This window comes from uncultured Prevotella sp. (assembly GCF_946407605.1).
Taxonomy (GTDB): Bacteria; Bacteroidota; Bacteroidia; order Bacteroidales; family Bacteroidaceae; genus Prevotella.
Genome location: NZ_CAMJOS010000027.1, coordinates 1 through 25514 on the forward strand (window position 1 = coordinate 1; position 25514 = coordinate 25514).

The 25514-nt window shown below is 51.5% G+C and carries 22 protein-coding genes; 16 read left to right on the forward strand and 6 right to left on the reverse strand.

Annotated features, from left to right (window positions below; translation table 11 throughout):
* Window positions 1-47: 47 nt before the first annotated feature.
* Window positions 48-617: a DUF3267 domain-containing protein gene (locus tag Q0R57_RS10940; protein WP_294747372.1), complete on the forward strand. Its 570-nt coding sequence runs from the start codon at window positions 48-50 to the stop codon at window positions 615-617.
* On the opposite strand, the gene Q0R57_RS10945 is transcribed toward Q0R57_RS10940, so the two are convergent.
* Window positions 614-2173 (reverse strand): Gfo/Idh/MocA family oxidoreductase, encoded by a 1560-nt coding sequence (locus tag Q0R57_RS10945; RefSeq protein WP_294747374.1) that lies wholly within the window; start codon window positions 2171-2173, stop codon window positions 614-616. The genes Q0R57_RS10940 and Q0R57_RS10945 overlap by 4 nt on opposite strands.
* A gap of 400 nt (window positions 2174-2573) precedes the next feature.
* Between Q0R57_RS10945 and Q0R57_RS10950 the strand changes: the two genes are divergently transcribed.
* The 7 genes from Q0R57_RS10950 to Q0R57_RS10980 all read left to right on the forward strand — a co-directional run bounded on the left by Q0R57_RS10950 (window position 2574) and on the right by Q0R57_RS10980 (window position 11880).
* The gene (locus tag Q0R57_RS10950; protein ID WP_294747376.1) at window positions 2574-3410 is read left to right on the forward strand and encodes a biotin/lipoyl-binding protein; all 837 of its coding nucleotides are present in this window, start codon (window positions 2574-2576) and stop codon (window positions 3408-3410) included.
* Between the two features lie 9 nt (window positions 3411-3419).
* Window positions 3420-5546, forward strand: coding sequence for an NHLP family bacteriocin export ABC transporter peptidase/permease/ATPase subunit (locus Q0R57_RS10955; RefSeq protein ID WP_294747378.1), 2127 nt, complete (start codon window positions 3420-3422; stop codon window positions 5544-5546).
* 16 nt (window positions 5547-5562) lie between these two features.
* The gene (locus tag Q0R57_RS10960; protein ID WP_294747381.1) at window positions 5563-7734 is read left to right on the forward strand and encodes an ATP-binding cassette domain-containing protein; all 2172 of its coding nucleotides are present in this window, start codon (window positions 5563-5565) and stop codon (window positions 7732-7734) included.
* 3 nt (window positions 7735-7737) lie between these two features.
* On the forward strand, window positions 7738-8571 hold the full coding sequence (locus Q0R57_RS10965) for an efflux RND transporter periplasmic adaptor subunit (RefSeq protein ID WP_294747383.1): 834 nt from the start codon (window positions 7738-7740) through the stop codon (window positions 8569-8571).
* A 3-nt stretch (window positions 8572-8574) separates the two neighbouring features.
* Window positions 8575-10026 carry a TolC family protein gene (locus Q0R57_RS10970; RefSeq protein WP_294747386.1) on the forward strand — a complete coding sequence of 484 codons (1452 nt, stop codon included), beginning with the start codon at window positions 8575-8577 and terminating at the stop codon, window positions 10024-10026.
* Window positions 10027-10194: 168 nt separating this feature from the next.
* Window positions 10195-11580 (forward strand): ammonium transporter, encoded by a 1386-nt coding sequence (locus Q0R57_RS10975; protein ID WP_294747390.1) that lies wholly within the window; start codon window positions 10195-10197, stop codon window positions 11578-11580.
* Between the two features lie 159 nt (window positions 11581-11739).
* Window positions 11740-11880: a hypothetical protein gene (locus tag Q0R57_RS10980; RefSeq protein ID WP_294747392.1), complete on the forward strand. Its 141-nt coding sequence runs from the start codon at window positions 11740-11742 to the stop codon at window positions 11878-11880.
* A 166-nt stretch (window positions 11881-12046) separates the two neighbouring features.
* Here Q0R57_RS10980 and Q0R57_RS10985 read toward each other — a convergent pair whose 3' ends face one another.
* From Q0R57_RS10985 to pyrB, 4 genes are all read right to left on the reverse strand, one after another.
* On the reverse strand, window positions 12047-13384 hold the full coding sequence (locus Q0R57_RS10985; protein ID WP_294747395.1) for an NADP-specific glutamate dehydrogenase: 1338 nt from the start codon (window positions 13382-13384) through the stop codon (window positions 12047-12049).
* A gap of 182 nt (window positions 13385-13566) precedes the next feature.
* A complete protein-coding gene (locus Q0R57_RS10990; RefSeq protein WP_294747398.1) occupies window positions 13567-14904 on the reverse strand; it encodes a GTP-binding protein in 1338 nt (445 codons plus the stop codon).
* Window positions 14905-14953: 49 nt separating this feature from the next.
* Window positions 14954-15400, reverse strand: a complete 447-nt coding sequence (locus Q0R57_RS10995) for an aspartate carbamoyltransferase regulatory subunit (protein ID WP_294747401.1) — start codon at window positions 15398-15400, stop codon at window positions 14954-14956.
* Between the two features lie 62 nt (window positions 15401-15462).
* Window positions 15463-16410 (reverse strand): aspartate carbamoyltransferase, encoded by a 948-nt coding sequence (gene pyrB / locus Q0R57_RS11000; protein WP_294747406.1) that lies wholly within the window; start codon window positions 16408-16410, stop codon window positions 15463-15465.
* Between the two features lie 135 nt (window positions 16411-16545).
* Between pyrB and ileS the strand changes: the two genes are divergently transcribed.
* From ileS to Q0R57_RS11040, 8 genes are all read left to right on the forward strand, one after another.
* Window positions 16546-19956 carry an isoleucine--tRNA ligase gene (ileS, locus tag Q0R57_RS11005; protein WP_294747410.1) on the forward strand — a complete coding sequence of 1137 codons (3411 nt, stop codon included), beginning with the start codon at window positions 16546-16548 and terminating at the stop codon, window positions 19954-19956.
* A 5-nt stretch (window positions 19957-19961) separates the two neighbouring features.
* Window positions 19962-20348 carry a TraR/DksA family transcriptional regulator gene (locus tag Q0R57_RS11010; RefSeq protein WP_294747413.1) on the forward strand — a complete coding sequence of 129 codons (387 nt, stop codon included), beginning with the start codon at window positions 19962-19964 and terminating at the stop codon, window positions 20346-20348.
* A 32-nt stretch (window positions 20349-20380) separates the two neighbouring features.
* Window positions 20381-20944, forward strand: coding sequence for a signal peptidase II (locus Q0R57_RS11015; protein WP_294747416.1), 564 nt, complete (start codon window positions 20381-20383; stop codon window positions 20942-20944).
* Window positions 20937-21878: a DUF4296 domain-containing protein gene (locus Q0R57_RS11020; RefSeq protein ID WP_294747419.1), complete on the forward strand. Its 942-nt coding sequence runs from the start codon at window positions 20937-20939 to the stop codon at window positions 21876-21878. Before Q0R57_RS11015 ends, Q0R57_RS11020 begins: the two co-directional genes overlap by 8 nt.
* Before the next feature lie 70 nt (window positions 21879-21948).
* Window positions 21949-23250, forward strand: coding sequence for an MFS transporter (locus Q0R57_RS11025; RefSeq protein WP_294747422.1), 1302 nt, complete (start codon window positions 21949-21951; stop codon window positions 23248-23250).
* Window positions 23251-23257: 7 nt separating this feature from the next.
* Window positions 23258-23794, forward strand: coding sequence for a UvrB/UvrC motif-containing protein (locus Q0R57_RS11030; RefSeq protein ID WP_294747424.1), 537 nt, complete (start codon window positions 23258-23260; stop codon window positions 23792-23794).
* Window positions 23781-24506, forward strand: a complete 726-nt coding sequence (locus tag Q0R57_RS11035; protein WP_294747426.1) for a 16S rRNA (uracil(1498)-N(3))-methyltransferase — start codon at window positions 23781-23783, stop codon at window positions 24504-24506. The genes Q0R57_RS11030 and Q0R57_RS11035 overlap by 14 nt, the downstream gene beginning before the upstream one ends.
* A gap of 80 nt (window positions 24507-24586) precedes the next feature.
* A complete protein-coding gene (locus Q0R57_RS11040) occupies window positions 24587-24985 on the forward strand; it encodes a DUF3256 family protein (RefSeq protein WP_294747429.1) in 399 nt (132 codons plus the stop codon).
* Here Q0R57_RS11040 and Q0R57_RS11045 read toward each other — a convergent pair.
* Window positions 24976-25506: a hypothetical protein gene (locus Q0R57_RS11045; RefSeq protein WP_294747431.1), complete on the reverse strand. Its 531-nt coding sequence runs from the start codon at window positions 25504-25506 to the stop codon at window positions 24976-24978. The two genes, Q0R57_RS11040 and Q0R57_RS11045, sit on opposite strands and share 10 nt — an antisense overlap.
* Between the last annotated feature and the right edge of the window lie 8 nt (window positions 25507-25514).

Sequence of the window (25514 nt, forward strand, 5' to 3'; positions counted from 1 at the left end):
ATTTGCAGCGGAAATCAGAATTAATTAAGAATAAAATAGGAGTACAAATGAAAGAGATGAACATAGAGAATGGAAGAATGGTGACTATCGACATTGAAAAGGCCAATGTCTTTGCGGTAGTGTTGATGGTAGTCTGTGGCATAGCCTTGCTGGTGCCATTCATACTGATATGGCACGACCAGTGGTCGAGGGAAACGGTAGATGAGTTCTTTGACTCGTTCCTTTGGCGTGGTAGCTTGTTTTTAGTTCTCATGGCAGTAGGTATCGTGGTGCATGAACTGATTCACGGCATCACCTTCGCATGCTTTGCGCCGAGTGGCTGGCGGAGCATCAGCTTCGGAATTATGAAGAAGATGGCGACACCATACTGCCACTGCAACGAGCCTCTGCATCCGCGTCCTTACATCGTAGCCGCCCTGATGCCGTTGATAGTCTTAGGCCTTATCCCCGCTGTGATATGCCTGGTTATCGGCAGCTTCTACCTACTGTTGTGGAGCATCGTCTTCATTGCCGCAGCAGGTGGCGATATCTGGATGGCGTGGCTGATGACAAAAGAGCGTCCAGACTGCACGGTGCTCGACCATCCGACAGAGGCAGGCTATTATGTCTTTGACTAAAACTTGGCCTTCTCCTTATCGTATTTCTCCCATAGCTTCTTCTTGGCGCACAGGTCCTTCTGGGCCTTGGTGCTGGCCTCGGCAGCAGAAGCGGCGGCAGCTTCAGCCTCGGGCTCTGCCCATGCAAACTGGAAGCCCTGCACCTTGCGCCACGCTCCTCGCGTGAAATCGGGGAAGGCTACGCTGGCGCTGTTGTTGTCCATAGACAGGGTGCCTAACTCTGCAAGGCAGCACCACTCAGCCAGGTCGTAGACGTCCATGTCGAGGGACAGTCCGTTCTGGAGACAATAGACGAGGCGGGCATCCATGAAGAAGTCCATGCCGCCGTGACCTCCCACTTTGCGAGCCATCTCGCCGTACTTCTTGATGATGGGGTGCTGGTATTTGGCGACGAGCGCCTCGTGCTCGTCCTTAGGCAGGAAGCCGTGGCTGCTGAGATTGTCGACCTGGGGAGCCACACCGCTGGCAGCGAGTTGGCTCTTGTCGAGGGCGTAGTGCTGCTCAGGATATTTGGTGGCATAGCCCTTGGTGCCTGTGAGCTTATACAGACGGTTGTAGGGCTGGGGCGTCATGACGTTGTGCTGTATCTCCACGACCTTGCCTTCATGGGTGCGCATAAGGGTCGTGGTCTGGTCGCCATTGCGATAGCTCTCGCAAGGGCGTCCTGTCTTCTTCTCGACATACGCCTTGCCGTGGACACTCTTGGTATCCATGGCCACGAGGGTGGTGAAGCGGTCGCCGCGGTGGATGTTCATAGCCAGCGCCACAGGGCCGAGGCCGTGGGTAGGGTAGAGGTCGCCACGATTCTCCATATTATACTTCATGCGCCATCCGAGGCCGTCGGGGTCGGAGCCGTCGGGGTTCTTCCAGTAGTAGTCCCAGAAGTCGTCGAGGTTGTGGATATAGGCCCCCTCGCCACGCAGCACCTCGCCGAAGACGCCGTGCTGGGCCATGTTGAGGGTGTTGAGTTCGTACCAGTCGTAGCAGCAGTTCTCAAGTATCATGCAATGCTTGCGGGTGCGCTCGCTCAGATTGACGAGCTCCCAGCATTGTGCGAGGTTCATGGCTGAGGGTACCTCGATGGCGGCGTGCTTGCCGTTCTCAAGGGCACACTTGGCCACGGGGAAGTGGTGGTCCCAGTCGGTGGCGATATAGACGAGGTCGATGTCAGGGCGCTGGCAGAGCTGCTCATAGCCTTTCTCGCCCGAATAGATGGCAGCAGGGGGAAGACCGGCTTTGCGGAGGTAGGACTGACAGTTCTCGGCACGTTGTGCCTCATAATCGCAAAGGGCCACAATCTGCACGCCAGGGATGAACGTGAAGCGCTCTACGGCACCAGGGCCTCGCATGCCCAGACCCACGAAGGCGACACGTACGGTTTCCAGTTTTGGTGCCGTGAGTGCGATGACATCCGTCTGTCCTGCAGGCCGTGAGGGGGTGTTGACAACAATGGTCCCTTTCTCCCAATGCCAGTCGTTGTCAGTAACCGAGAGTGACTGGGCGCCAGCTGTCAGCGCGATGCAGACTACTGTGACAAAAGCAATCAATTTCTTCATGTTGAAAAGGTCGTTAGTAATAATAGTTTGATTATTTTGGCACAAAGATAATACGAAAAGATGAAAAAATGACTATCTTTGCCACGAAAAATACAATAAAAACAAAGGATTTTTTTGTGAAATCATTTTTTATGCTTATCTTTGCAGGCAAATAAACTATAGTATTAACCCATAAAACGCTTAATTATGTCAAACGTGAATAAAGTAGACAAGGAACTGCTCAGCGATGAGGATCTGATGAAGGTTGATGGTGGAAGGATTATTCTGAAACCGAATTCTCAAACTCTATCAGAAGATGGAACACCCCAATCTTCTTTTAAGGAGTTGCCGTAATGCATTAATGAAATGTGGTTATTTAGCTGAGCAACAGGCTATTATGTCTGTTGCTTTCTCATAATATATGGCACAGATATTCAATCAAGAGGCGCTCAACGCACTCGACAGCCATAAGGAGCAGATGGAGATGCCACGCGTGGCGTCGCCAAAGTTGTGGCTGTTGCTGACAGCCCTGCTGACGTTGTGTGCAGTGGCTGTGTTCTGGTGTGCTTTCGGCACGGTGAACTACACGGTGACGGCCCGTTCGGTGATATTCCCCTTTGGTGAAGCCCGTCCCGTGAGCGTGCATTACGACGGCACGATAGACAAGGTGGTGGTGACCAACGGTCAGACGGTAAAGCCTGGCGATGCGCTGGTAAACATCCGTTCGCAGCTGGCTACTGCCGTGCTGCGTGCCCCAGAAGCTGGCGTGGTGCTGACGGCCCTGACGCCCAACAGCAATTTCACCAAGCGTGAGCCGCTGGTGTGGCTGTTGCCACAGGCTACGGCGATGCACGAGCGTGAGGTGTTGGCATACGTGACCTTCAAGGACCTGCGTAAGGTGAAGCGTGGGGCTCAGGTGCAGGTGACGCCGAGCGACCTGGAGCGCGAGAAGTGGGGCTATGCCACTGGCAGGGTGGTTGACATTGCTGCCTATCCCACCAACCGCAAGGCTGTGGCCGACAAGCTGAAGCTGGCCGAGTTGGCGTCGTTTATCCCTGAGGGCGAGACGGTCTATGAGGTACGTATCGTGCTTGACAGCGATGACGACGGCCTGATATGGAGTCGTAAGAAGAGCCAGGAGGTGGCGATGACCACGGGTATGCCCTGTCAGGTACAGATTATCTGGAGCAAGCGATATATATGGCAGGTGCTGTTGGGACAGGCCGAAAACACGTTAAACTCTATACAGGGAAAATAATACAGGCGTATGGTAAAGGTTCCCATGGTGCTACAGATGGAAGCGGTGGAGTGCGGTGCTGCCTCACTGACCATGATTCTGGCCTATTACGGCAAGTGGCTTCCTCTGGAACAGGTGCGTGAGGCCTGCGGCATCAGTCGCGACGGCTCGTCGATGTTCAAGATCAAACGGGCAGCCATGAATTATGGCCTCGACGTTTCGGCCTATAAGGTGGAAGTAGAGGAGCTTGAAGGCATGGAGCCTGCCATCATTCACTGGAACTTCAATCATTTTGTGGTGTTCAGAGGCCTGAAGAAAGGTAAGGTGTGTCTGAACGACCCTGGCGTGGGACCTGTAGAGGTGCCGATGGACGAGTTCCGCAAGTCGTTTACGGGTGTTGTCATGACCTTCGAGGTGACAGACCGCTTCGAGCGTGGCGGACGTCCCACCAGCATCCTCTCGTATATCAAACGCAACATGCAAGGTGGCATGAAGCCTTTCTGGCTGACCTTTATCTTTGCCCTGCTGGCAGCGATGGTGGCACTGGTGACCCCTCTGTTTACCAAGGTGTTCATGGACGAGATACTCTCTGGGCGCAACGTGGAGTGGAAGACGGTGTTCTTCGTGCTGATGGGCATTGTGGCGATATTCAACTTCATCGTGGTGATGCTGCACGAACGCTACTCGAAACGTATTGCAGGCGAGCTGGCGCTGAAGGGCAATGCCAGTTATCTGCGCCATCTGATGCGGCTGCCTATGAGCTTTTTCGCCATGCGATTCGTGGGCGACCTGCAACAGCGACAGCGACTGAACGAGACCATCACCCACTCGCTGGTAGAGGTGCTGGCGCCCCAGATCATCAACATCGGACTGCTGGTGTTCTACCTGGTCTTGATGCTGTCGTATAACTACACCCTGACTTTCATTGGCGTGCTGGCGGCCATCATCAACCTGGCTACGGTGCGCTATTATGCCAATAAACGTTTCAACCTGATACGTGCCACGCAGCAGAGCGAAGGCAAGTATTTCTCGGCTACGGTGAGCTGTCTGGAGAATATTGAGAGCATCAAGGCAGCTGGTGCCGAGACGGGATTCTTCGAGTTCTGGAGCGGTCTGTGGACGCAGAAGTTTAATAAGGAACGCGCCTCGCGTGAGCAGCAGGCCGAGATGAGCTTGCTGCCTACGCTGACAAACAGTCTGATGTCAACAGCCGTACTGCTGATAGGTGCGTGGTATATCCTGCAAGGCGACATGAGCGTGGGTATGCTGATGGCCTTCCAGGGATTTATGACAGCCTTCATGTTGCCTGTGGCGCAGATTGTCAACGCCAGTCAGCAGCTGGTGGAGATGCGCTCACAGATGGAGCGTGTGGAGGATGTGATGAAATATCCTGAGGACTATCGTCATGCCGATGCCAGCACGAATATAGAGGGCAAGCTGAAGGGAGAACTGGAGATGCGTAATGTCACCTTCGGCTATTCGCCCATGCAGCAGCCACTCATCGAGAACTTCAACCTGCACCTGAAGCCAGGACAGTCGGTGGCTTTCGTGGGCAGTAGCGGTTGCGGCAAATCGACGCTGGCCAAGTTGATCTGCGGACTTTATAAGCCGTGGCAGGGCGAGATACTCTTCGACGGACGTCCCATAGAGAGCATCAGCTCAGAGGAGATGACAAACTCTCTGGCCCTGGTGGACCAGAACATTGTGCTCTTCGACGATACGGTGGCTCAGAATATACGTATGTGGGACCAGAGCATCGAGGACTTTGCCATGCGTCTGGCCTGCGACAATGCCCGTATCTACGACGACTTGATGGAGCGTCCAGAGGGTTTTTCTACCAAAGTGATTCATGGCGGACAGAACTTCAGTGGCGGACAGCGTCAGCGTATAGAGATTGCCACCGCCCTCGCACGCGATCCTATGATTATTATCATGGACGAGGCCACATCGGCACTAGACCCCACCACCGAAGACCAGGTGATGAGGCAGATACGTGAGATGGGTATGACGCTCGTGGTGGTGGCCCACCGTCTGTCGACCATCCGCGACTGCGACGAGATTATCGTGATGGACAAAGGACATATTCTGCAGCGTGGCACCCATGAGGAGCTGATGCAGCAGGAGGGACTCTACAAACAACTGATGGAGAATACATAAAAAGGGGAGAAACGGTATGAAGCTATTCTTGAACCAAATAGAAGCACGTCGCAAGCTGGAGCGTACAGCACTCGACCTCGAACTGGAGGAAGGTGCCGAACGCATGGGCTTGAAACGGCGTGCGCATGCCTCCACTCCCCATACGGACAATGTGGCCATACACCAGATACTGCAGGCACTGAACATCACCGAATATGAACTGGAAGACGAGGAACTGGTGTCACTTGAGGACCAGCTGAAGGGCATTGTGCGCCAGTATGGCATCATGATGCGTGAGGTGGAACTGAAAGACGGCTGGTGGAAGGAGTCGGTAGGACCTATGGTTGGTCGTAACCGCGAGGGCCAGTTGCTCACGCTGCTGCCCACACGCTCTGGTCGTAACTATCGTTATATGGGTGCCGACGGCAGGTGGAAGAAGGTGTCGCGAAAGGACATGCAGACGGTGCTGGCCGACAAGGGCTTTCTGTTCTCTAAGGCCCTGCCGCTGAAAAAGCTGGGCATACGCCACCTGCTGACCTTTATCCTGAAGTCTATCTGGGGCCATAGCATGGTGTATATGGTGCTGGCCGCCCTGATGGTGGTGCTTCTGGGTATGTTTACGCCAATGGCCAACAAGCTGGTGTTCGAGACTGTCATCCCCACAGGCATCGCTGCCGACCTGGCTCCGATAGCAGGACTGCTGGTGGGTGCTGGCATCGCCTCTGTGCTGATGGTGTATATCCGTAACATCTTCATTCTCAGGGTGGAGAATATTGTGGAGATGGACTTGCATAATGCCATTATGGGTCGTATGTTCTACCTGTCGCCACAGTTCTTCAGCAAGAACAGCAGCGGTACGCTGACGGCGAAGCTCAACAACCTGACGGTGCTGTGCCAGCAACTCAACGAAACCATCGTTGGTGCCCTGCTCAGCGGCGTCCTGTCTGTCATCTATTTCGTGCAGGTGTGGCTCTATGGCGGACAGCTGCTGTGGCCTGCGCTGCTGCTGTTTGGTCTGCAGACGCTGATTATCGTGCTCTACTATCGCGTCATGATAAAGCTGCGCAAGGACTATACGGAGCGTAACGACCAACTGGGTGGTATGGAGTGTAACCTCTTTGCTGGCATGCAGAAAATCAAGGTCACTGGCTCTGAGCTGCGTGCCTTTACACAGTGGCTCAACCACTATACCAAGGCGGCACGCATCGTGTATAACCCTGTGCTGGGGGCGCGTTTGTATCCTGCTTTGATGGCGCTGCTTAATATCGGTGGTATGGGATTGCTCTACTGGTGGGCCGTCAGCGACGCCACCCATACCAGCGACTTCATCGCCTTTATCACGGCCTTTGGCATGATGACGACGTCGCTCTCTACTATTGCGGCTCAGATACCTATGATGTCGCTCATGGCACCGCTGTTGAACAGCATACGACCCATACTCGAGGCTGTGCCAGAGATTCAGCGTAACTCCACGCAGGTGCCCATGTTGTTTGGTAATATTGAGATCAAAGGCCTCTCGTTCCGCTATCAGGAGGATATGCCGTTGGTGCTCGACAACCTGTCGCTCAGCATCAAGCCTGGCGAATATATCGGCATTGTGGGAAAATCGGGCTGTGGCAAGTCCACGTTGATGCGACTGCTGCTGGGCTTCGAGAAACCCCTTCGTGGCAGCATCTGCTACGATAACTTCGAGTTGGACAAGGTTGACAAGAGTCAGCTGCGACGTCGTATAGGCACCTGTCTGCAAAACGGCAGCCTCTTCGTGGGCGAGCTGTTGGAGAATATCACCATCACGGCACCCTGGGCCACTCAGGACGATGCTTGGGAGGCCTTGCGTCAGGCATGTATGTACGACGAGGTGAAGGCTCTGCCTATGGGTCTGCACACCATCATCACAGAGGGTGGGGGAGGTTTCTCTGGCGGACAGAAGCAGCGCCTGCTCATCGCCCGTGCGCTGATAAGCAAACCCAACATCATCTTCTTCGACGAGGCTACGTCGGCACTCGACAATATCAGTCAGAAGCAGGTCAGCGACAACCTCGACAAGCTGCATTGCACGCGTGTGGTCATTGCCCATCGCTTGTCCACCATCCGCCATTGCGACCGTATCATCGTGCTCGACAAAGGCCACATTGCCGAGGAGGGTAATTTCGAGGAGCTGATGTCAAAGAAAGGTCTTTTCTACGAAATGAGTCTACGACAATTATAGGTTATGAACAGAATATTGATTATCACGGCAGGTGTACTGCTACTCGCAGGGTGCGGGCAGACAGCATCGCAGCAGGCTGAGGACAACACCCAAGCCGACTCGGCTGCCATCAGTCAGCAGTCAGTCACCGATAGCGTTGAGCCACAGCAAGTGCTCGACATCCAGACCATGGGTCGCGTTGTTGCCACCCGCTATGCTGACGTGAAGTTCGAGGCAGCCCTGCCCGTCAGTCACGTCATGGTGCATAATGGCGACCACGTGCGACAGGGACAACTGCTGGCACAGCTCGACGGCTATCGTCAGGAGAATGCCATCGAACAGATACAGCGTGAGATGGAGCAGGCCCGCTTGAAGATGCATGAGGTGATAGTTGACCAGGGTTACGACCCAGAGCAGATGGGCAGCGTGCCTGATAACGTGCGACATATCGCAGAGGTGAAAAGCGGCTATCAGTTAGCACAGAGCAAGTTGGCGTCGGCCCGTCATGAGCTGACAACGACACGTGTCACGGCGCCTTTCGACGGTATTGTTGCCAACGTCACCGCACGTGCCGGACAGCTTTCGCAGGTGGGAGAGGTGGTGTGCCGCATCATCAGCAACCAACAGATGAATGTGGAGTTTCCTGTGATGGAGACAGATCTGCAGCGCTATGCTAAGGGTACCACCATCCAGGTCTGTCCTGTGGCCAATGCCGACAAGGTGTATGAGGCCTCCGTCGTCGAGATCAACCCTATCGTGAGCGATCAGGGCACCGTCGATGTTCGTGCTGCCATCAGCCATCCTGACGGACTGTTCGACGGCATGCATGTCACCGTGATAAGCATCAACAAAGAATAAGCCATGAAGTGTAAGTCGCTATTACTCCTGTTTGCATTACCCCTGACGGCATCTGCACAGACGGCTGTCACACTCGACATGGACCGCATCGTCACAATGTCGACCAATAGCAGCATGTCGGCCGAGCTGCATCGCAGCGTGTATGAGGAGTCGCGATACAAATGGCTGGAATGGCAGGCCAGTCGCAAGCCACAAATCACGCTCGAGACCACACCTGTGGAATATACGCAGTATATGGTGCAGCGCTATATGAGCGATATAGACCGCGATGTCTATCGTCAGCGCAAGAGCCTCTATTCCACTGCTGCCATCAATGTGGAGCAGGTCATGGAGCGATGGGGTGGACGCTTCTATGCCAATACAGGACTGAGCTATCTGGGCACCTTTGGCGATATCAACGACAACCAGTATGCCACTATCCCTGTGCAGGTGGGCTATCGCCAGGATCTCTTTGGCTATAACCCTTATCGCTGGGCCAGACAGACAGAGCCGCTGAAGCTTACTGTGGCCGAACAGCAGAAGAACTACGACACGGAGCAGACGGCAGAGGAGGCTGTGAAACGCTTCTTCATGCTGGCAGCAGCACAGGAGCAGCTGCAGATGGCAAAGGAAAACATGCAGTCGTGCGATACCATCTACGCCATCGCCTCACGTCGTTTCCAGGTGGCGTCTATCTCCAAGGCCGAGTTGTCAATCCTCGAACTGCAGTTGGCTAATGCCCGTAATACGCTGACACTGGCACAGTTGGAACACCAACGGGCCACGAAGGAACTGGCTACATGGATAGGTCTCGACCCCACAGCACAGCTGCAGTTGCTGGTGCCACAGGTGCTGCCTACTATTCATGTCTCTGCTGACGATGCCATCGCAAAGGCTGAGGAGAATAATCCCCATTACCTCTCGTCGCAGCTCAGCATCCTTGAGGCGGAACGCGAGGCCGCACAACTCAAACAGCAGAAGGGCCTTAATGCCAGCATCGACGCCTCGGTAGGTCTTAACCAGGTGGCCGACCGCTTTGCCGATGCCTATCGCAGTCCTCTGGTGCAGAACCAGGTGCAGCTCAAGGTCAGCATTCCCATCAGTGACTTTGGTCGCAAGCGCAATGCCTGGCTCGCAGCACAACAGAAGGTGCAGTCGGCCACGCATCTCAGTCAGGAGACACGTCGCGACACCCAATTGGATGTGGTGCAGACCGTTGCCGAGGTCAACGAGCGTCAGACCATCGCCACCCAGGTGCGACAGGCGCTGCATATCGCAGAGGATGCCTATACTGCCACGCTCCAGCGCTTCATTCGTGGACAGGCAAATGTCAACGATCTCGCCTTGGCTCAAAACTACTGGCAGAGTGCTCGCAGTAATCAGATAGAGGCTTTGAAGAATTTCTGGCTCAGCTACTATCACCTGCGTGCCATCACCCTCTACGACTTTTTGAAAAGCCAGCCTGTCAGACATTAAGTCTGTCGCCTCGTTATTGTTGCAATTTGTTTGCTACAAAGGCTAAATTGTAACAATATGAAAGTTTCGTTGCTTTTATAGTTTCAAAGTGACTGCTCTCTGTGGCCTGTGTCATCGTTTTGTATTACTTTTGCATCCAAAAGTTTTCAGATAATCAAAATAGAAGTTATGAAAGTAAAGAAACGTTGGGTGATTTTAATGACAGCGATGACGCTGATAGCCATCGCAGGTGTGTTTGTAGGCGAACCTACATTCGAATGTGACTGGTCAGTCATCTCGGCAGCTGATGTAGCGTGGCTCATCACAGCCACCATCTTTGTGTTGATGATGACACCAGGACTGTCTTTCTTCTATGGTGGCATGGTGGGAGCCAAGAATGTGATCTCCACGATGCTCCAGTCGTTCATTGCCATGGGACTGATATCAGTGCTCTGGGTAGTCATTGGCTTCTCGCTGTGCTTTGGCGACGATATTGGAGGTGTTATTGGTAATCCGTTGACGTTCCTGATGTTCCAGAACGTAGGTGCCGAGGTCTATACAACGCCTGCAGGCAACATCTTGGGTGGTGCCACCATCCCTCTGGCGCTCTTCGCCCTGTTCCAGATGAAGTTCGCCATCATCACGCCGTCGTTGATTACGGGCTCGTTTGCTGAGCGTGTGCGCTTCTCGGCCTATATGTTCTTTATGATTTTCTTCTTCTTCCTCATCTACTGTCCGCTGGCTCACATGACGTGGCATCCAGAGGGACTCTTTATGCGTTGGGGCGTCATCGACTTTGCTGGTGGTATCGTGGTACATGCATCCAGTGGTATCGCAGCCCTTGCTGGTGCCATCTTCCTGGGACGCCGTGGGGCTGAGACACGCAAGAGCGAACCTGCCAACATCCCATTCGTGCTGTTAGGTGCTGCGCTACTGTGGCTTGGATGGTTCGGCTTTAATGCTGGCTCATCGCTCCATGCTGACGGACAGGCTATCAAGGCGTTCCTCAACACCAATACCGCCTCGGCTACAGCCATGATGACGTGGATATTCTTCGACTGCCTGCGTGGACGCAAACCCTCTGCTATGGGTGCTGCTGTTGGTTGTGTGGTTGGTCTCGTAGCCATCACACCTTCTGCTGGTTATGTCAGCGTAGGGCAGAGCATCTTCATCGCCTTTATCATTACTCTCATCTGTAACATCGCCGTCTATTGGCGTTCTCACACAAGCATCGACGATGCCCTCGACGTGTTCCCCACCCATGGTACAGGTGGTATCTTCGGTACTGTCTTGACAGGTATCTTCATCCAGGAGGGACTCATCGCAGGTACATGGGAAGGCTTCGTCATCTTCCTCTACCATCTCCTGGCTATTGTCATCGTCTTTGTCTATACCTTCGCTATGAGTTGGGCTGGCTACAAACTCATAGACAGTCTCATTCCTATGCGTGTCTCTGCCTTCAGCGAGAAGGTCGGCCTCGACTTCTCACAGCATGATGAGCACTATGGACTGGCTCATATTGGTGAGCGCGAACTCGCAGAGTATGAGGAACATATTCGCGAAAAGAATAAATAGTCAACTATTGTTTTATTTGCGAAAAGAACAAATCGTCAATTATTTATTTCTTAAAAGATATTAAAATTTAATGGGGTGTCTCGACTTTTGGGACACCCTTCTTTTTTCTTTGCACTCGAAATTTAACAACAATAGTATCATTTAATAATTCGAGTGAATATGGAGAATTTAGTATCGTTGATGATTCTTATCATCGTTTTCATGGGTCTGTTGCTTTCTGTAGCGTATATAACAGATGTATTGACATGTAAGTTCTTGAAATGGATAGGACTTAAGGGTCTCGATAATGTGTACAGTTAATAGGCTTATATCCGCTCTTTTCTCGGAATATATGCTAGACTTAAAACAACAAAGAGAATGTGCCATTGACACATCCTCTTCTGGTATTATTAGTGTATATTGCTTACACGATGCTTGTCATTATACGATGCTTGTCATCATCGTGATAACCTTGACTTCGTCGAGCTTATACGATGCCCTGAGCCATCATGGCCTTGGCAACCTTCATGAAGCCAGCAACGTTGGCACCCTTCACGTAGTTAATGTAGCCGTCAGCCTGAGTACCGTACTTCACGCAGTTCTCGTGAATGTCGTTCATGATGCGCTTCAGGTAGTCGTCAACCTCCTTAGAAGTCCAACTCAGACGCTCAGAGTTCTGCGACATCTCCAGACCAGATACTGACACACCACCAGCGTTAGAAGCCTTACCAGGAGCATAGAGAATCTTGGCATCCTGGAATATCTTGATAGCCTCGGGCAGTGAAGGCATGTTAGCACCCTCGGCCACAGCGATAACGCCGTTGTTGACCAGAGCCTGAGCCTCGTCACCGTTGATCTCGTTCTGAGTAGCGCAAGGCAGAGCGATATCGGCCTTCTCGTACCAAGGACGCTTGCCCTCGTAGTACTTAGCTGTGGGATACTCCTGAACATATTCCTTAATACGTCCGCGCTCAACGTTCTTCAGCTCCATGATGTAGTCGAGCTTAGCGCGATCGATACCATCGGGATCGTAGATGTAACCGTCAGAGTCTGACATGGTCATGGGGATAGCACCCAGCTGCAAGCACTTCTCAGCAGCATACTGTGCTACGTTACCTGCACCAGAGATCAGAACCTTCTTACCCTTCAGCTCGATGCCGCGAGTCTGCAGCATAGAAACGAGGAAGTAAACGGTACCGTAACCAGTAGCCTCAGGACGGATGAGTGAACCACCGAACTGGATGCCCTTACCTGTGAGCACGCCCTGGAACTGGTGGGTGAGCTTCTTGTACTGTCCGAAGAGGTAACCAACCTCACGACCACCTACACCGATATCACCAGCGGGAACGTCCTCATCAGGACCGATTACGCGATACAGTTCATTCATGAATGCCTGGCAGAAACGCATTACCTCAGCGTCGCTCTTACCACGGGGAGAGAAGTCTGAACCACCCTTGGCACCACCCATAGGCAGTGTGGTCAGTGAGTTCTTGAAGGTCTGCTCGAAGGCGAGGAACTTCAGAATACCGAGGTTCACGCTCTTGTGATAACGGATACCGCCTTTGTACGGGCCAATGGCGTTATTGTGCTGAATGCGATAACCCATGTTTGTCTGAACGTTACCCTTGTCGTCGACCCATGTAACGCGGAACTCCAATACGCGATCGGGGATGCAAAGACGCTCAATGAGGTTGCTCTTTTCAAACTCGGGGTGCTTGTTGTACTCTTCCTCGATGGTGGGAAGTACCTGACTTACGGCCTGAATGTACTCGGGCTCGTTAGGAAAGCGCTGTTTCAGCTGCTCTACAACTTGTGCTGCATTCATAATTTTTTTACCTTTAAAAATTTTTAATGTGAACTAATGTTATTGTTTTTTGCATTTGCGGGTGCAAAGTTATAGCAAAAATCCGAATCCGCAAACTTTTTATCACTTTTTTTGCGAAAAATGTGACGTTTTGATACTTTTAGTCTCACGTTCTTGACACATATCAAGAGAAAAGGGCAAAATTACACTAAACAGCTATCCAATTCGCGCGTGATGAGCTCTTTGTCAAGATGCTGACCAATGAACACGATTTTCTGCATGCGGTCTCCATACTGTTCATCCCAGTCGGCACGCAAGGCAGCATCGCGTTCCATCATCTGTGCCAGCTCTTCCTTGGGCATGGTGGCAAACCACTGGCCTGCCTGTCGGATGCTGACCTGCTTGCCTGCCTGCTCGAAGAGGTAACACATGTCCATCTCGTCCTTGAAGTAGCAGATGCCTTTGGCGCGGATGACGCCCTTAGGCCATTTGCGGGCTACGAATTCATCGAAGAGTCCGAGGTTGAAGGGGCGACGACGGTAATAGACGAAGGTGCCGATACCGTATTCCTCGGCTTCGCCCTCATCGTGGTGATGGTGATGATGGTGGTGATGATGCTCATGTTCATCATGGTCGTCCTCATCATGGTCGTCCTCATCGTGGTCGTGATGGTGATGATCTTCGTGTTCATGTTCGTGTTCATGTTCGTGTTCATGTTCGTGTTCATGTTCATGTTCGTGTTCATGTTCATGTTCATGTTCATGTTCATGTTCATGTTCCTCGTCGTCATTATCATCTTCGTCTTCCTCGTGATGACGTTCTACCTCCTGAATCCAGGCAGCGGAAGTGGCCACTTTGTCGAAGTCGAACATATTGGTGTTGAGAATCTTGTCGAAGCTGACATCACCATAGTTACACTCGATGATTTCGGCCTTAGGCTGCAGGGTGCGCACAATGCTGCGCACACGACCCAGCTCGTCAGCGCTGACCTCTGCGGCCTTGTTGAGCAGCACGATGTTGCAAAACTCAATCTGCTGGATGACCAGGTTCTCTATATCTTCCTCGTCGATGTCAGAACGGGTGAGCAGGGCGCCACCCTCAAACTCATCGCGCATACGCAGGGCATCGACCACAGTAACGATGCAGTCGAGGCGAGGGTAGCCGTTCTTGGTAAGCTCGGGGTCCATCGAGGGGATGGAGCAGATGGTTTGGGCGATGGGGCCAGGCTCGCAGATGCCGCTGGCCTCGATGACGATATAGTCGAAGCGCTGCATCTGGATGATGTCCTGCAGCTGCTTTACCAGGTCCATCTTCAGGGTGCAACAGATACAGCCATTCTGCAGAGCCACCAGCGAGTCGTCCTGCTGGTTGACTATGCCGCCCTGCTGTATGAGTGTGGCATCGATGTTGACCTCGCCGATATCGTTGACGATGACGGCAAACTTAATGCCGCGTTCGTTACTCAGTATTCTATTTAATAAGGTGGTTTTGCCGCTGCCCAGATAACCTGTGAGCAGCAGTACGGGTGTTTCAATCTTCATTCTTAAAACTTATTATCGAAGCGAAGATGCTTCATTTATGATTCTATTCTTAACAAAGCTCAACTTTGCTAATGTCTTGTTCCTTCTCACAGTAGTGGCAGGTGAGTATGCCATCAGATACATGGAAGTGTGTGGCCATGGGCTCGTTATTGGTGATACACTTGGGGTTGTTGCACTTCACGATTCCTTTAATCTCGTTGGGTGTCTCAACAGTTTTCTTCTCCACCACCTCGTAGTCGCGTATGATATTGAGAATCACTTTGGGGGCTACGACAGAGAGTCGTGATATTTCATCGTCTGTGAAGAACTTGTCAGACACCTTGATGATGCCCTTGTTGCCCACTTTCTGTGAAGGGTAGTTGAAACCAATGGTGACAGGGGTGTTGAGGTCGAAGAGGCCCAGAAGGCTTGCCACCTGATAGGTCTTCGAGGCGGGTATGTGGTCAATAACGGTGCCGTGCTCGATGGCGGCAACTAAGCGTTCTTTCTTGTTCATATTCTTCTTCGTTATTACGTTATTACGTTATTTCGATATCACGTTATTTCGATATCACGTTATTACGAAATGATTGTTTTATCCTTTCTTACTTCGTCGAGGCTAATTCCCAGCACATCGCAGAAGATGGCTTCGCGTGCAAAGAGACCGTTGCCGGCCTGCTGGATATAGTAGGCATGGGGATTGTCGTCTACCTCGTAGGCAATCTCGTTCACGCGTGGCAGTGGGTGCAGAATCTTCATGTTGGGCCTGGCGTTACGTAGCAGGTCATTGTTCAGCACATATACGTTCTTTACGCGTTCGTATTCCATCAGGTCAGAGAAACGCTCTTTCTGTACACGCGTCATATAAAGAATGTCAGCATCGGCGATGACCTTCTCGTTGAAAGCCGTATGCTCCTGATACTTGATGCCATGCTCCTCGCAGTAGAGCTTATACTCCTTAGGCATGGCCAGCTCTTTGGGGGCCACGAAATGGAAAGTGGGGTTGAAATGGCGCATGGCCATGAGCAGCGAGTGGACGGTGCGCCCATACTTCAGGTCGCCCACCATATATATATTAAGGTTGTCGAGTGTGCCCTGCGTCTTATAGATGCTGTAGAGGTCGAGCATGCATTGCGAGGGGTGCTGGTGGGCACCGTCGCCGGCATTGACGATGGGGATGGGAGCCACCTCGGAGGCATACTGAGCTGCTCCTTCGATAAAGTGGCGCATCACGATGACGTCGGCATAGTTCGACACCATTAATATGGTGTCCTTCAGCGTCTCGCCCTTGGTGCCGCTCGTAATCTTCGGATCGGCAAAGCCAATGACACGAGCGCCAAGACGATTGGCGGCAGTCTCGAATGAAAGGCGGGTTCTGGTACTGGGCTCAAAGAAAAGGGTGGCAACAACCTTGCCCTTGAGCAGTTCGCGGTTGGGATGTTTCTCAAACTCCTGTGCCATCTCAATCATATAGAGAATCTTCTCCTTGGTGAGGTCGGCAATAGTAACAAAATTGTGTTTGTCCATAAGGTGACTGTTTGTATTTTGTCTGCAAAGGTACGAAAAAAGGCGTTACCTTACAAATTTTTTCTCAATTTTTGGTGGTCTCAACTTTTCTTCGTACCTTTGCACGTCAAAAATTAAATAAGTACTTATAAATATATGGCAAAGAGATTCGCCGAACACAACGGCTTGAACCTGACGAAGGTTAACAACGACATTCTGGAAAAGTGGATGAAGGATGATATCTTTCATCGTAGCATAGACGAGCGTGAGGGCTGTCCTCAGTTCGTATTCTTCGAGGGTCCCCCCTCGGCAAACGGTCATCCTGGTATTCACCACGTGCTGGCTCGCAGCATCAAGGATACCTTCAACCGCTATAAGACTATGCAGGGTTTCCAGGTAAAGCGTAAGGCTGGTTGGGACACCCATGGACTGCCTGTGGAGCTGGGTGTCGAGAAGGAGCTGGGCATTACCAAGGCTGATATCGACAATAAGGAGAGCGAGAAATACATCTCTACCGAGGACTACAACAAGAAGTGTCGCGAGAACGTGATGATGTTTACAGCCGAGTGGCGTGAACTCACTGAGAAGATGGGTTACTTCGTAGACCTCGACCATCCCTATATCACTTATGACAATAAATATATCGAGACCCTGTGGTGGCTGTTGAAGCAGTTCTACCAGAAGGGACTGCTCTATAAGGGCTATACCATTCAGCCCTATTCGCCTGCTGCAGGTACTGGTCTGAGCTCGCACGAGTTGAACCAGCCCGGCTGCTATCGTGACGTGAAGGATACCACCTGCACGGCTCTGTTTAAGATGAAGAACCCCAAGCCCGAGATGGCTCAGTGGGGCACACCTTACTTCATGGCTTGGACCACAACTCCCTGGACTCTCGCTGCCAACTCGGCTCTTTGCGTAGGTCCGAAGATTGACTATGTGGCACTTGAGACCTATAACCCTTATACAGCAGAGAAGATCACAGTTGTGATGGCCGAGGCTCGTGTGGCTGCCTATTTCGATACTGCTGCCGAGATTACTGATGGTGGTGAGATGCCTGAATATAAGAAATGTGAGAAGTTCCTGCCATACCGTACGGTCGCTCACTACAAGGGTACCGACCTCGTAGGTATGGAGTATGAGCAGCTGCTGCCCATGATCAAGCCCATGGGCGATGCCTTCAAGGTAATCCCTGGCGACTATGTGACCACTGAGGATGGTGCCGGTATCGTGCATATCGCACCTAACTTTGGTGCCGATGATGCCTTTGTGGCTAAGAAGGCAGGCATCTGTCCTATTGTGCTCATCGACAAGAAAGGCGCTGAGCGTCCTGTGGTTGACCTGCAGGGTAAGTACTTCCTGATAGAGGATCTTGACAACGAATTCGTTAGCAAGTATGTGGACGTAGAGAAGTGGGGCAAATACGCTGGTCGCTACGTGAAGAATGCCTACGACGACACTCTCACCGACAAGGACGAGACACTCGATATTAGCATCTGCATGGACCTGAAAGCCGATGGTAAGGCTTTCAAGATAGAGAAGCATGTGCACAACTATCCTCACTGCTGGCGTACAGACAAGCCTGTGCTCTATTATCCTTTGGACTCTTGGTTCATCAAGAGTTCGTCGATGAAGGAGCGCATGAGCGAACTCAACAAGACCATCAACTGGCAGCCTGAGTCAACAGGTACAGGTCGTTTCGGCAACTGGCTCGACAACCTGAACGACTGGAACCTCTCACGCTCGCGCTTCTGGGGTACACCGCTGCCCATCTGGCGTAGTGAGGATGGTGAGGAGAAATGCATCGGCAGCGTAGAAGAACTCTACAACGAGATTGAGAAGGCTGTGGCTGCTGGTGTGATGCAGAGCAACCCGCTGAAAGACAAGGGCTTTGTGCCTGGCGATATGTCGCAGGAGAACTACGACAAGATTGACCTGCACCGTCCTTATGTGGACTATATCATGCTGGTCAGCGAGAGCGGCAAGCCCATGAAGCGCGAGAGCGACCTGATTGACGTTTGGTTCGACTCTGGTTCAATGCCCTACGCCCAGATTCACTATCCCTTTGAGAACAAAGAGTTGATTGATGAGAACAAGGCTTTCCCTGCCGACTTCATCAACGAGGGTGTGGACCAGACGCGTGGATGGTTCTTTACGCTGCATGCTATTGCTACGATGATTTTCGACTCTGTAGCCTTCAAGAATGTTATCTCTTCTGGTCTTGTGCTCGATGCTAAGGGCAACAAGATGTCGAAGCATGTGGGTAACGTAGTGAACCCCTTCGAGATGATTGATAAATACGGCTCTGACGCTGTGCGTTTCTATATGATGACCAACTCAGAGCCTTGGGACAACCTGAAGTTCGACCCAGAGGGTGTGGCTGAGGTGAGCCGTAAGTTCTTCGGCACCTTATATAATACATACTCGCTCTTCGCTATGTATGCCAACGTGGACGATTTCGACCCGAAGGCACCACAGATTCCTGTGGAGAAGCGTCCTGAGTTCGACCGCTGGATTCTCTCATGCCTCAACTCGCTCATCAAGGGCGTAGAGCAGGAGATGAATGGCTACGACCCCACACGTGCTGGTCGACTGATTGATAAGTTTGTGGACGAAGACCTCTCTAACTGGTATGTGCGTCTGAACAAGAAGCGCTTCTGGGGTAAGGAGATGGACGAGGATAAGCTGGCTGCCTATCAGACGCTGTATGAGTGTCTGATGACGGTGTCTAAGCTTTTGGCTCCCTTTGCACCTTTCTTCGCTGACCGCATCTATTGCGATATGGGTGGCGAGCTGGATAGCGTGCACCTGGAGAAGTTCCCTGTGGCTAATCTGTCACTGGTGGATGCCGACTTGGAGCAGCGCATGGAGATTGCCCAGCGCATCACTACTATCGTTCTGTCACTGCGTAAGAAAGAGGGTTTAGCCGTGAAACAGCCTCTGCAGACCCTGATGATTCCTCCTGTTGACGAGGCTCAGCGCATCGCTATCGAAAGTGTGAAGCAAATCTTCTTACAGGAAGTGAACGTGAAGGAAGTGAAATTCGTTGAGGGTCAGGGTATTCTGGTCAAGAAGGTAAAGTGTAACTTCCGTACAATGGGTAAGAAGTTCGGCAAGGACATGAAGGCCGTTGCTGCTGCTGTTGCAGAGATGACGCAGGAACAGATTGCTGAATTGGAGACCAACGGCAAACTGCAATTGGGCAGCTATGAGATTTTGGCTGAGGATGTTGAAATCATCAGCGAGGATATCCCAGGCTGGCTCGTTGGCAATGACGGCAACCTGACCATCGCCCTTGATATTACCCTAACCGATGAGTTACGTGCCGAGGGTATGGCCCGTACACTGGTGAACCGCATCCAGAACATCCGTAAGAAGAGCGGATTGGAGATTACTGACCGTATCCACGTGCAGATTGAACCCAACGAGGCAGCCACCAAAGCCGTCGAGGCCTTTGGCGACTATATCGCACGTCAGGTGCTGGCCGACGATATCAAGCTGGAAGCCAACGAGGGTCAGGCTGTAGAATTTGATGAATTTACTTTGAATATTAACATAACTAAATCTTAAGACTTATGGCGGAGAAACTGCGCTATACTGATGAAGAACTCGAGGAGTTCCGTCAGATAATCAATGAGAAATTGGCATTGGCCAAGCGTGACTATGATCAGATGATGGCATCGCTGACCAATCAGGATTCTAACGATGTTGACGATACGTCACCCACCTACAAGGCATTGGAGGAGGGTAGTGCTACACAGTCAAAGGAAGACCTGATTCAGTTTGCTGCCCGTCAGCAGAAGTTCATTCAGGGACTGAAGGCTGCGCTGGTGCGTATTGAGAACAAGACCTACGGCATTGACCGCATCACAGGAAAACTCATTCCTGCTGAGCGTCTGCGTGCCGTGCCTCATGCCACACTGAGCGTAGAGTCTAAGGAACTGGAAAAGAAAATGAAGTGAGCAACACAAAAGTTTCTGTATCAAACGGGAAGATGGCGGTCGTTATCATCGCCGCTATTCTTCTTTTCGACCAACTCGTCAAGTGCTGGGTGAAGACCCACATGAGCATTGGAGAGACAGCTTTCGAATGGAACGCCCTTGGAGTCACATGGTTCCGAATGACGTTTCTTGAGAACAACGGTGCTGCAGGCGGACTGCAGCTCTTTGGCAGCAAGCTGTTTCTGTCGGTGTTCCGTCTCATTGCCATCGTCTTGGTAGGCTATTATATGTGGCTTCTCACCAAGCGTGATCAGGTGAGCCGAGGCTTTTTCTTCTCGTTGGCACTGATTCTGGCAGGTGCTGCTGGCAACCTGATTGACTGTATGTTCTACGGCTTGTGTTTTACCTCTTCTATTGGAGGAACAGTGGCTCAGTACGTAGGTTTTGCAGGCGATAATCACTATGCCGGCTTCCTCGAGGGACGCGTGGTCGATATGTTTGAAATGCCGTTTACTTTCGTGTGGAACATTGCCGATGCTGCCATCACTATTGGCGTCATCATGCTGCTTCTGTTATACAGAAAGGATTTGGGAAAGATTTCTCTGAAGAGTGAATAAAGCTTGGGGCATCATAATCGGTCTCGTCATGCTGCTTGGGGCCTGTAAGCCGGGTACTCCCAGTCAGTTTATTCAGCCAGATGATATGGAGGATATCCTTGTAGAGTATCATCTGGCCAGGGCCATTGCCCAGCGAGAGGGTGGTACCTATGAGGAAACCAATTACCGCGAGGCACTCTATATTGAGTCTGTACTCAAGAAATACGGTTATACGAAGGAGCAGTTCGACTCGTCGCTGATGTATTACTACAAGCGCGCCGACCGTTTTGACGATATCTACAGGAGTGTGGCCGACAGACTGGAGGAACAGGCGCTGCTGTTGGGTGCTACCGAAGGCGAGATAGGTATGTATGCCTCCTATGATAATACTGGTGATACAGCCAATATCTGGGCAGACAGAGCTATGCTGGCTATGATGCCGCTACCGCCTTATAACCATTGGGACTTCCAGGTGGAGGTGGACTCTTCGTTTAGGAAGAACGACAGCTTTATGATGCAGTTCATGGCCGACTATATGTTCCAGGACGGTACACGCGATGCCATACTCTATGTGTCAGTGACCTACGATAACGATACGACTATCAGCAAGACGTCGCGTTTCGCCTCAAGCGGTCTCATGCAGTTGCGCATTCCGGAATATGATCATAATATCAAGAAGATGCGTGGTTTCTTCTATCTGAGTGGCGGCAACGAACGCACCACAACCACCCGTCTGCTGTTCCTGAATAATATCCAGTTGATACGTTTCCATAGCCCAAAACAAGAAGATGAAGCAAAGAAAGATAGCATCGAATCAGATACTAATGGAGGACGGCTCAATGCTGACTCGCTCGGTGGTGGAGATAGCCGACGGGGTGGTGCAGCAGTGTTATCCCTTGACTCAGGAACTTCCATTCACCGAGTGGTTAAGCGGCCCCGTGCGGTTGAGCCGTGATGAGCAGGGCCTGCTGCGAGCCTTTTTCAACAATAAAATGATACAATAACAACTAAAAACCGATAGGATTATGAATCTGAAAGTACGTTTGTCAGTAATGAACTTCTTGGAGTTCGCTGTCTGGGGAGCCTACCTCACATGTATGGGCAACTATATCTTTGCCACTTTCGGTAAAGAGCTTATACCTTGGTTTTATGCCATTCAGGGATTCGTCTCGATTATGATGCCTGCGTTGATGGGTATTGTAGCCGATAAGTGGATACAGCCTCAGAAGTTGCTGGGCCTGTGTCACATGGTGGCAGGTGCTGCTATGCTCTGCTGCTGGTGGATGGGGGCTCAGGGCAGTCCTAATGCCAGTATGTTCGTGGCTATGTATACTGTGAGTGTGGCCTTCTATATGCCTACCATCGCTTTGGCTAACACAACAGCCTTTACGCTTTTGAAGAAAGAAGGCTTCGACACCGTAAAGGATTTCCCACCTATCCGTGTGCTGGGAACTGTCGGCTTTATTGCCACGATGTGGTTTGTCAACTGTGCCTACTACGATGAGTCAGGCTTTGGCTTTACGCTGGGCGAGAATGCTTTCAAGTTCCAATACAATCACATGCAGTTCTTCGTATCAGGCTTCCTGAGTTTGGTGCTCTTTATTTACTGTCTGACTCTGCCTCAGTGTAGAATAGAGAAAAAGGCCAACGTATCGTTGGCCGACTCTCTGGGTCTGAGTGCCTTCAAGCTCTTCAAGGTCAAGAAGATGGCGCTGTTCTTTATCTTCTCGGCATTGCTGGGCATGTGTCTGCAGGTGACCAACGGCTATGCTGTACCCTTCATCACCAGTTTCCAGGGCAGTTCTGATCCAGCTATCTCGCAGTCGTTTGCTGCCAACAACGCCACATTGCTTTCATCCATCTCGCAAATCAGCGAGGCACTCTGCATCCTGATGATACCTTTCTTCCTGAAACGATTTGGTATCAAGGTGGTGATGCTGATGTCAATGTTTGCATGGGTGTTCCGCTTTGGCTTCTTTGGCGTGGGCAATCCCGCTATGCCTGGCGTGCTGCTCTTCGTGTTGTCGTGCATCGTCTATGGTGTGGCCTTCGATTTCTTCAATGTCTCTGGTGGCATCTTCGTTGACCAGGAGTGTGAGCCCTCTATCAAGGCTTCAGCACAGGGATTGTTTATGATGATGACCAATGGTATTGGTGCTACTGTCGGAACACTGGCTGCTGGTGCTATTGTCAATAAATACTGTCATGATGAGAATGGCTTTATGATGGGCGACTGGCAGACCTGCTGGTTTATCTTCGCCGCCTTCGCCTTGGTGGTAGGTGTCGCCTTTGCCTTGGTGTTCAACCCTGAAAAGAGAAAACAATAGATTATACATGAAACGGACGCTCTTGAGATTCGAGAACATACAGCAACTCGTAGGTGCTGAGACTCTATCTGTCATACTGCTGACAGATGAGCTTCGCATGCGTGGCCTGACGGTGGTGTGCGACCAGCAGATGGCTGCTCAGCTACAGATGCGTATCGACAATCCCAAGAACTGCCATCATCTATTGCCCGAGGTGCTGGTCAGTCAGCTGTCGGCAAAATACGAGATGATGGTCTGCGGGGTCTATGATGGACAGTATCAGGTAGTGCTCATGGATGAGATTGGCAATACGTCGCGCATCCGTATGAGCGATGCCGTGCTGCTGAACCTCATATCGCATATACCTCTTTATATAGAGGAGAACCTCATGCAGCGCCAGTGTTTCCCCTTCGACGAGAAAACGCAGACACAGTTGGCTATCCCCATTAACACGATGGATGTGAAGCACCTGAAGAGTGCGTTGGAGAAAGCCGTTGATGACGAGAACTACGAATTGGCATCGCATCTGCGCGATGAGATAAAACGACGTAATGAAGGAGATTAGATATTTCTTTGTGCCCGAACCCGAGGTTGGTGCGTTGCCTGAGGATGAGGCCGTACATGCCGTACGTGTGCTGCGCTTGTCGGCAGGCGACGAGATGATGCTGATGGATGGTTGCGGAACTTTCTATAAGGCTCGTGTTACGATGACCACACCCAAACGATGCCACTACGAGATTGTGGAGCGCATGCCGCAGGAACCACAGTGGGCAGGGTGTGTGCATCTGGCTATTGCTCCCACCAAACTGATGGACCGCATGGAATGGCTTGCAGAGAAGGCCACCGAGGTGGGGTTCGACGAACTGACATTCCTCGACTGTCAGTTCTCTGAACGTCGTACGCTGAAACTCTCCCGCATTGAGAAGATTGTTGTTTCTGCCGTAAAACAGAGCCGTAAGGCCTGGATGCCGCAGCTTAATGATATGACATCGTTCAAGCAGTTTATCGGCAGTCATCAGACAGGTGCCCGTTATATAGCCCATTGCTACGACGAGGTGCCGCGCGTCAATCTTTTTACCGAGTTGCAAAAGGGTGGGGTGCAGGATGCTCTGGTGATGATAGGACCTGAGGGCGATTTCTCTATCGACGAGGTGCGCATGGCGGTCGATGCAGGCTTTATCTCTGTGGATTTGGGAAAGAGTCGCCTGCGTACAGAAACGGCTGGTCTCGTTGCTGTGATGATGATGCAGCTGGCGAAGGAAAAGTTAAATAGTTAAATGGTTAAATTGTCAAATAGTCAAATAGTCAAATGAAGAGGGGTCTTATCATATTTCTCATTTCGCAGTTCTCATTTCTTATGTCTCCTGCCCAAAACGTGCGTGAGTTGTTCAAGACGATGCCTGACTCGTTGGCACCTTATCTTACTGTAAACAACCGTCTGGATATGATGGACTTCGTGGATGCTGGTATGAAGGCGATTGTTACAAACCAGCTGGGCGGAGATATGGAGATGACATTTCTCTCTGACGATTCGCTCAGCGTGAAGATGAACAGCGCATTCCTTCTCGACCTCAAAATACAGAAGCAAGACACTACTACGGTGGTATGTCTCAAGCGTACCTACCTCACACAAAAAGGCCAATATGAAGTAGTGTCTCAGACCTTTACCTCATATTGGCGTCCTTTGTCAAAACCTGTCGTCGAATCTACATTGTCAAAGCGTGATGACGAGTTGATGACGCTTCCTCATTTCTGATTCTGTCCCTGCTGTCCCTGACCTCTCTGCGGATATGGCCATCGGGGCTGGTTGGCATTCCTGTGGCGGTTGCCGCCCTGCTGCATGCCTTGTTGCATGCCCTGTGCGCTCATGCGGCGCAGGTAGCGGCGGTGGAAGCGGTCTTCAGCGTTTAGCACCTGATACAGCTTTGATGCCGGCATAATCTCGAGGAAACGCTTGTGGTAGTTCTTCTGGTTACGTTTCATCTCCAGCTCTACCTCGTCGCGCTCACGGATGGCTTTCAGGCATTCGCTCTCCTCTTCGGGATGCGTCATCAGCAGTTTGCGCTGTCTCTCAAAGAGTGCACGCTGCTTGTTCTGCATCTCCATGTATAGGGGGAAGAACTTCGCGGCCTCCTGAGGAGTGATTTTTGCCTCGTTGGTAAGGTATTCCTGCAACTCGGCATCAAACTTCTCAGGCGAGAACCTCTGCTGCTGGTCCTGAGCACCCACGCTCATGGCGAGCATGAAAGAAACGAACAATAAACACAGTTTCTTCATTTTAGTTT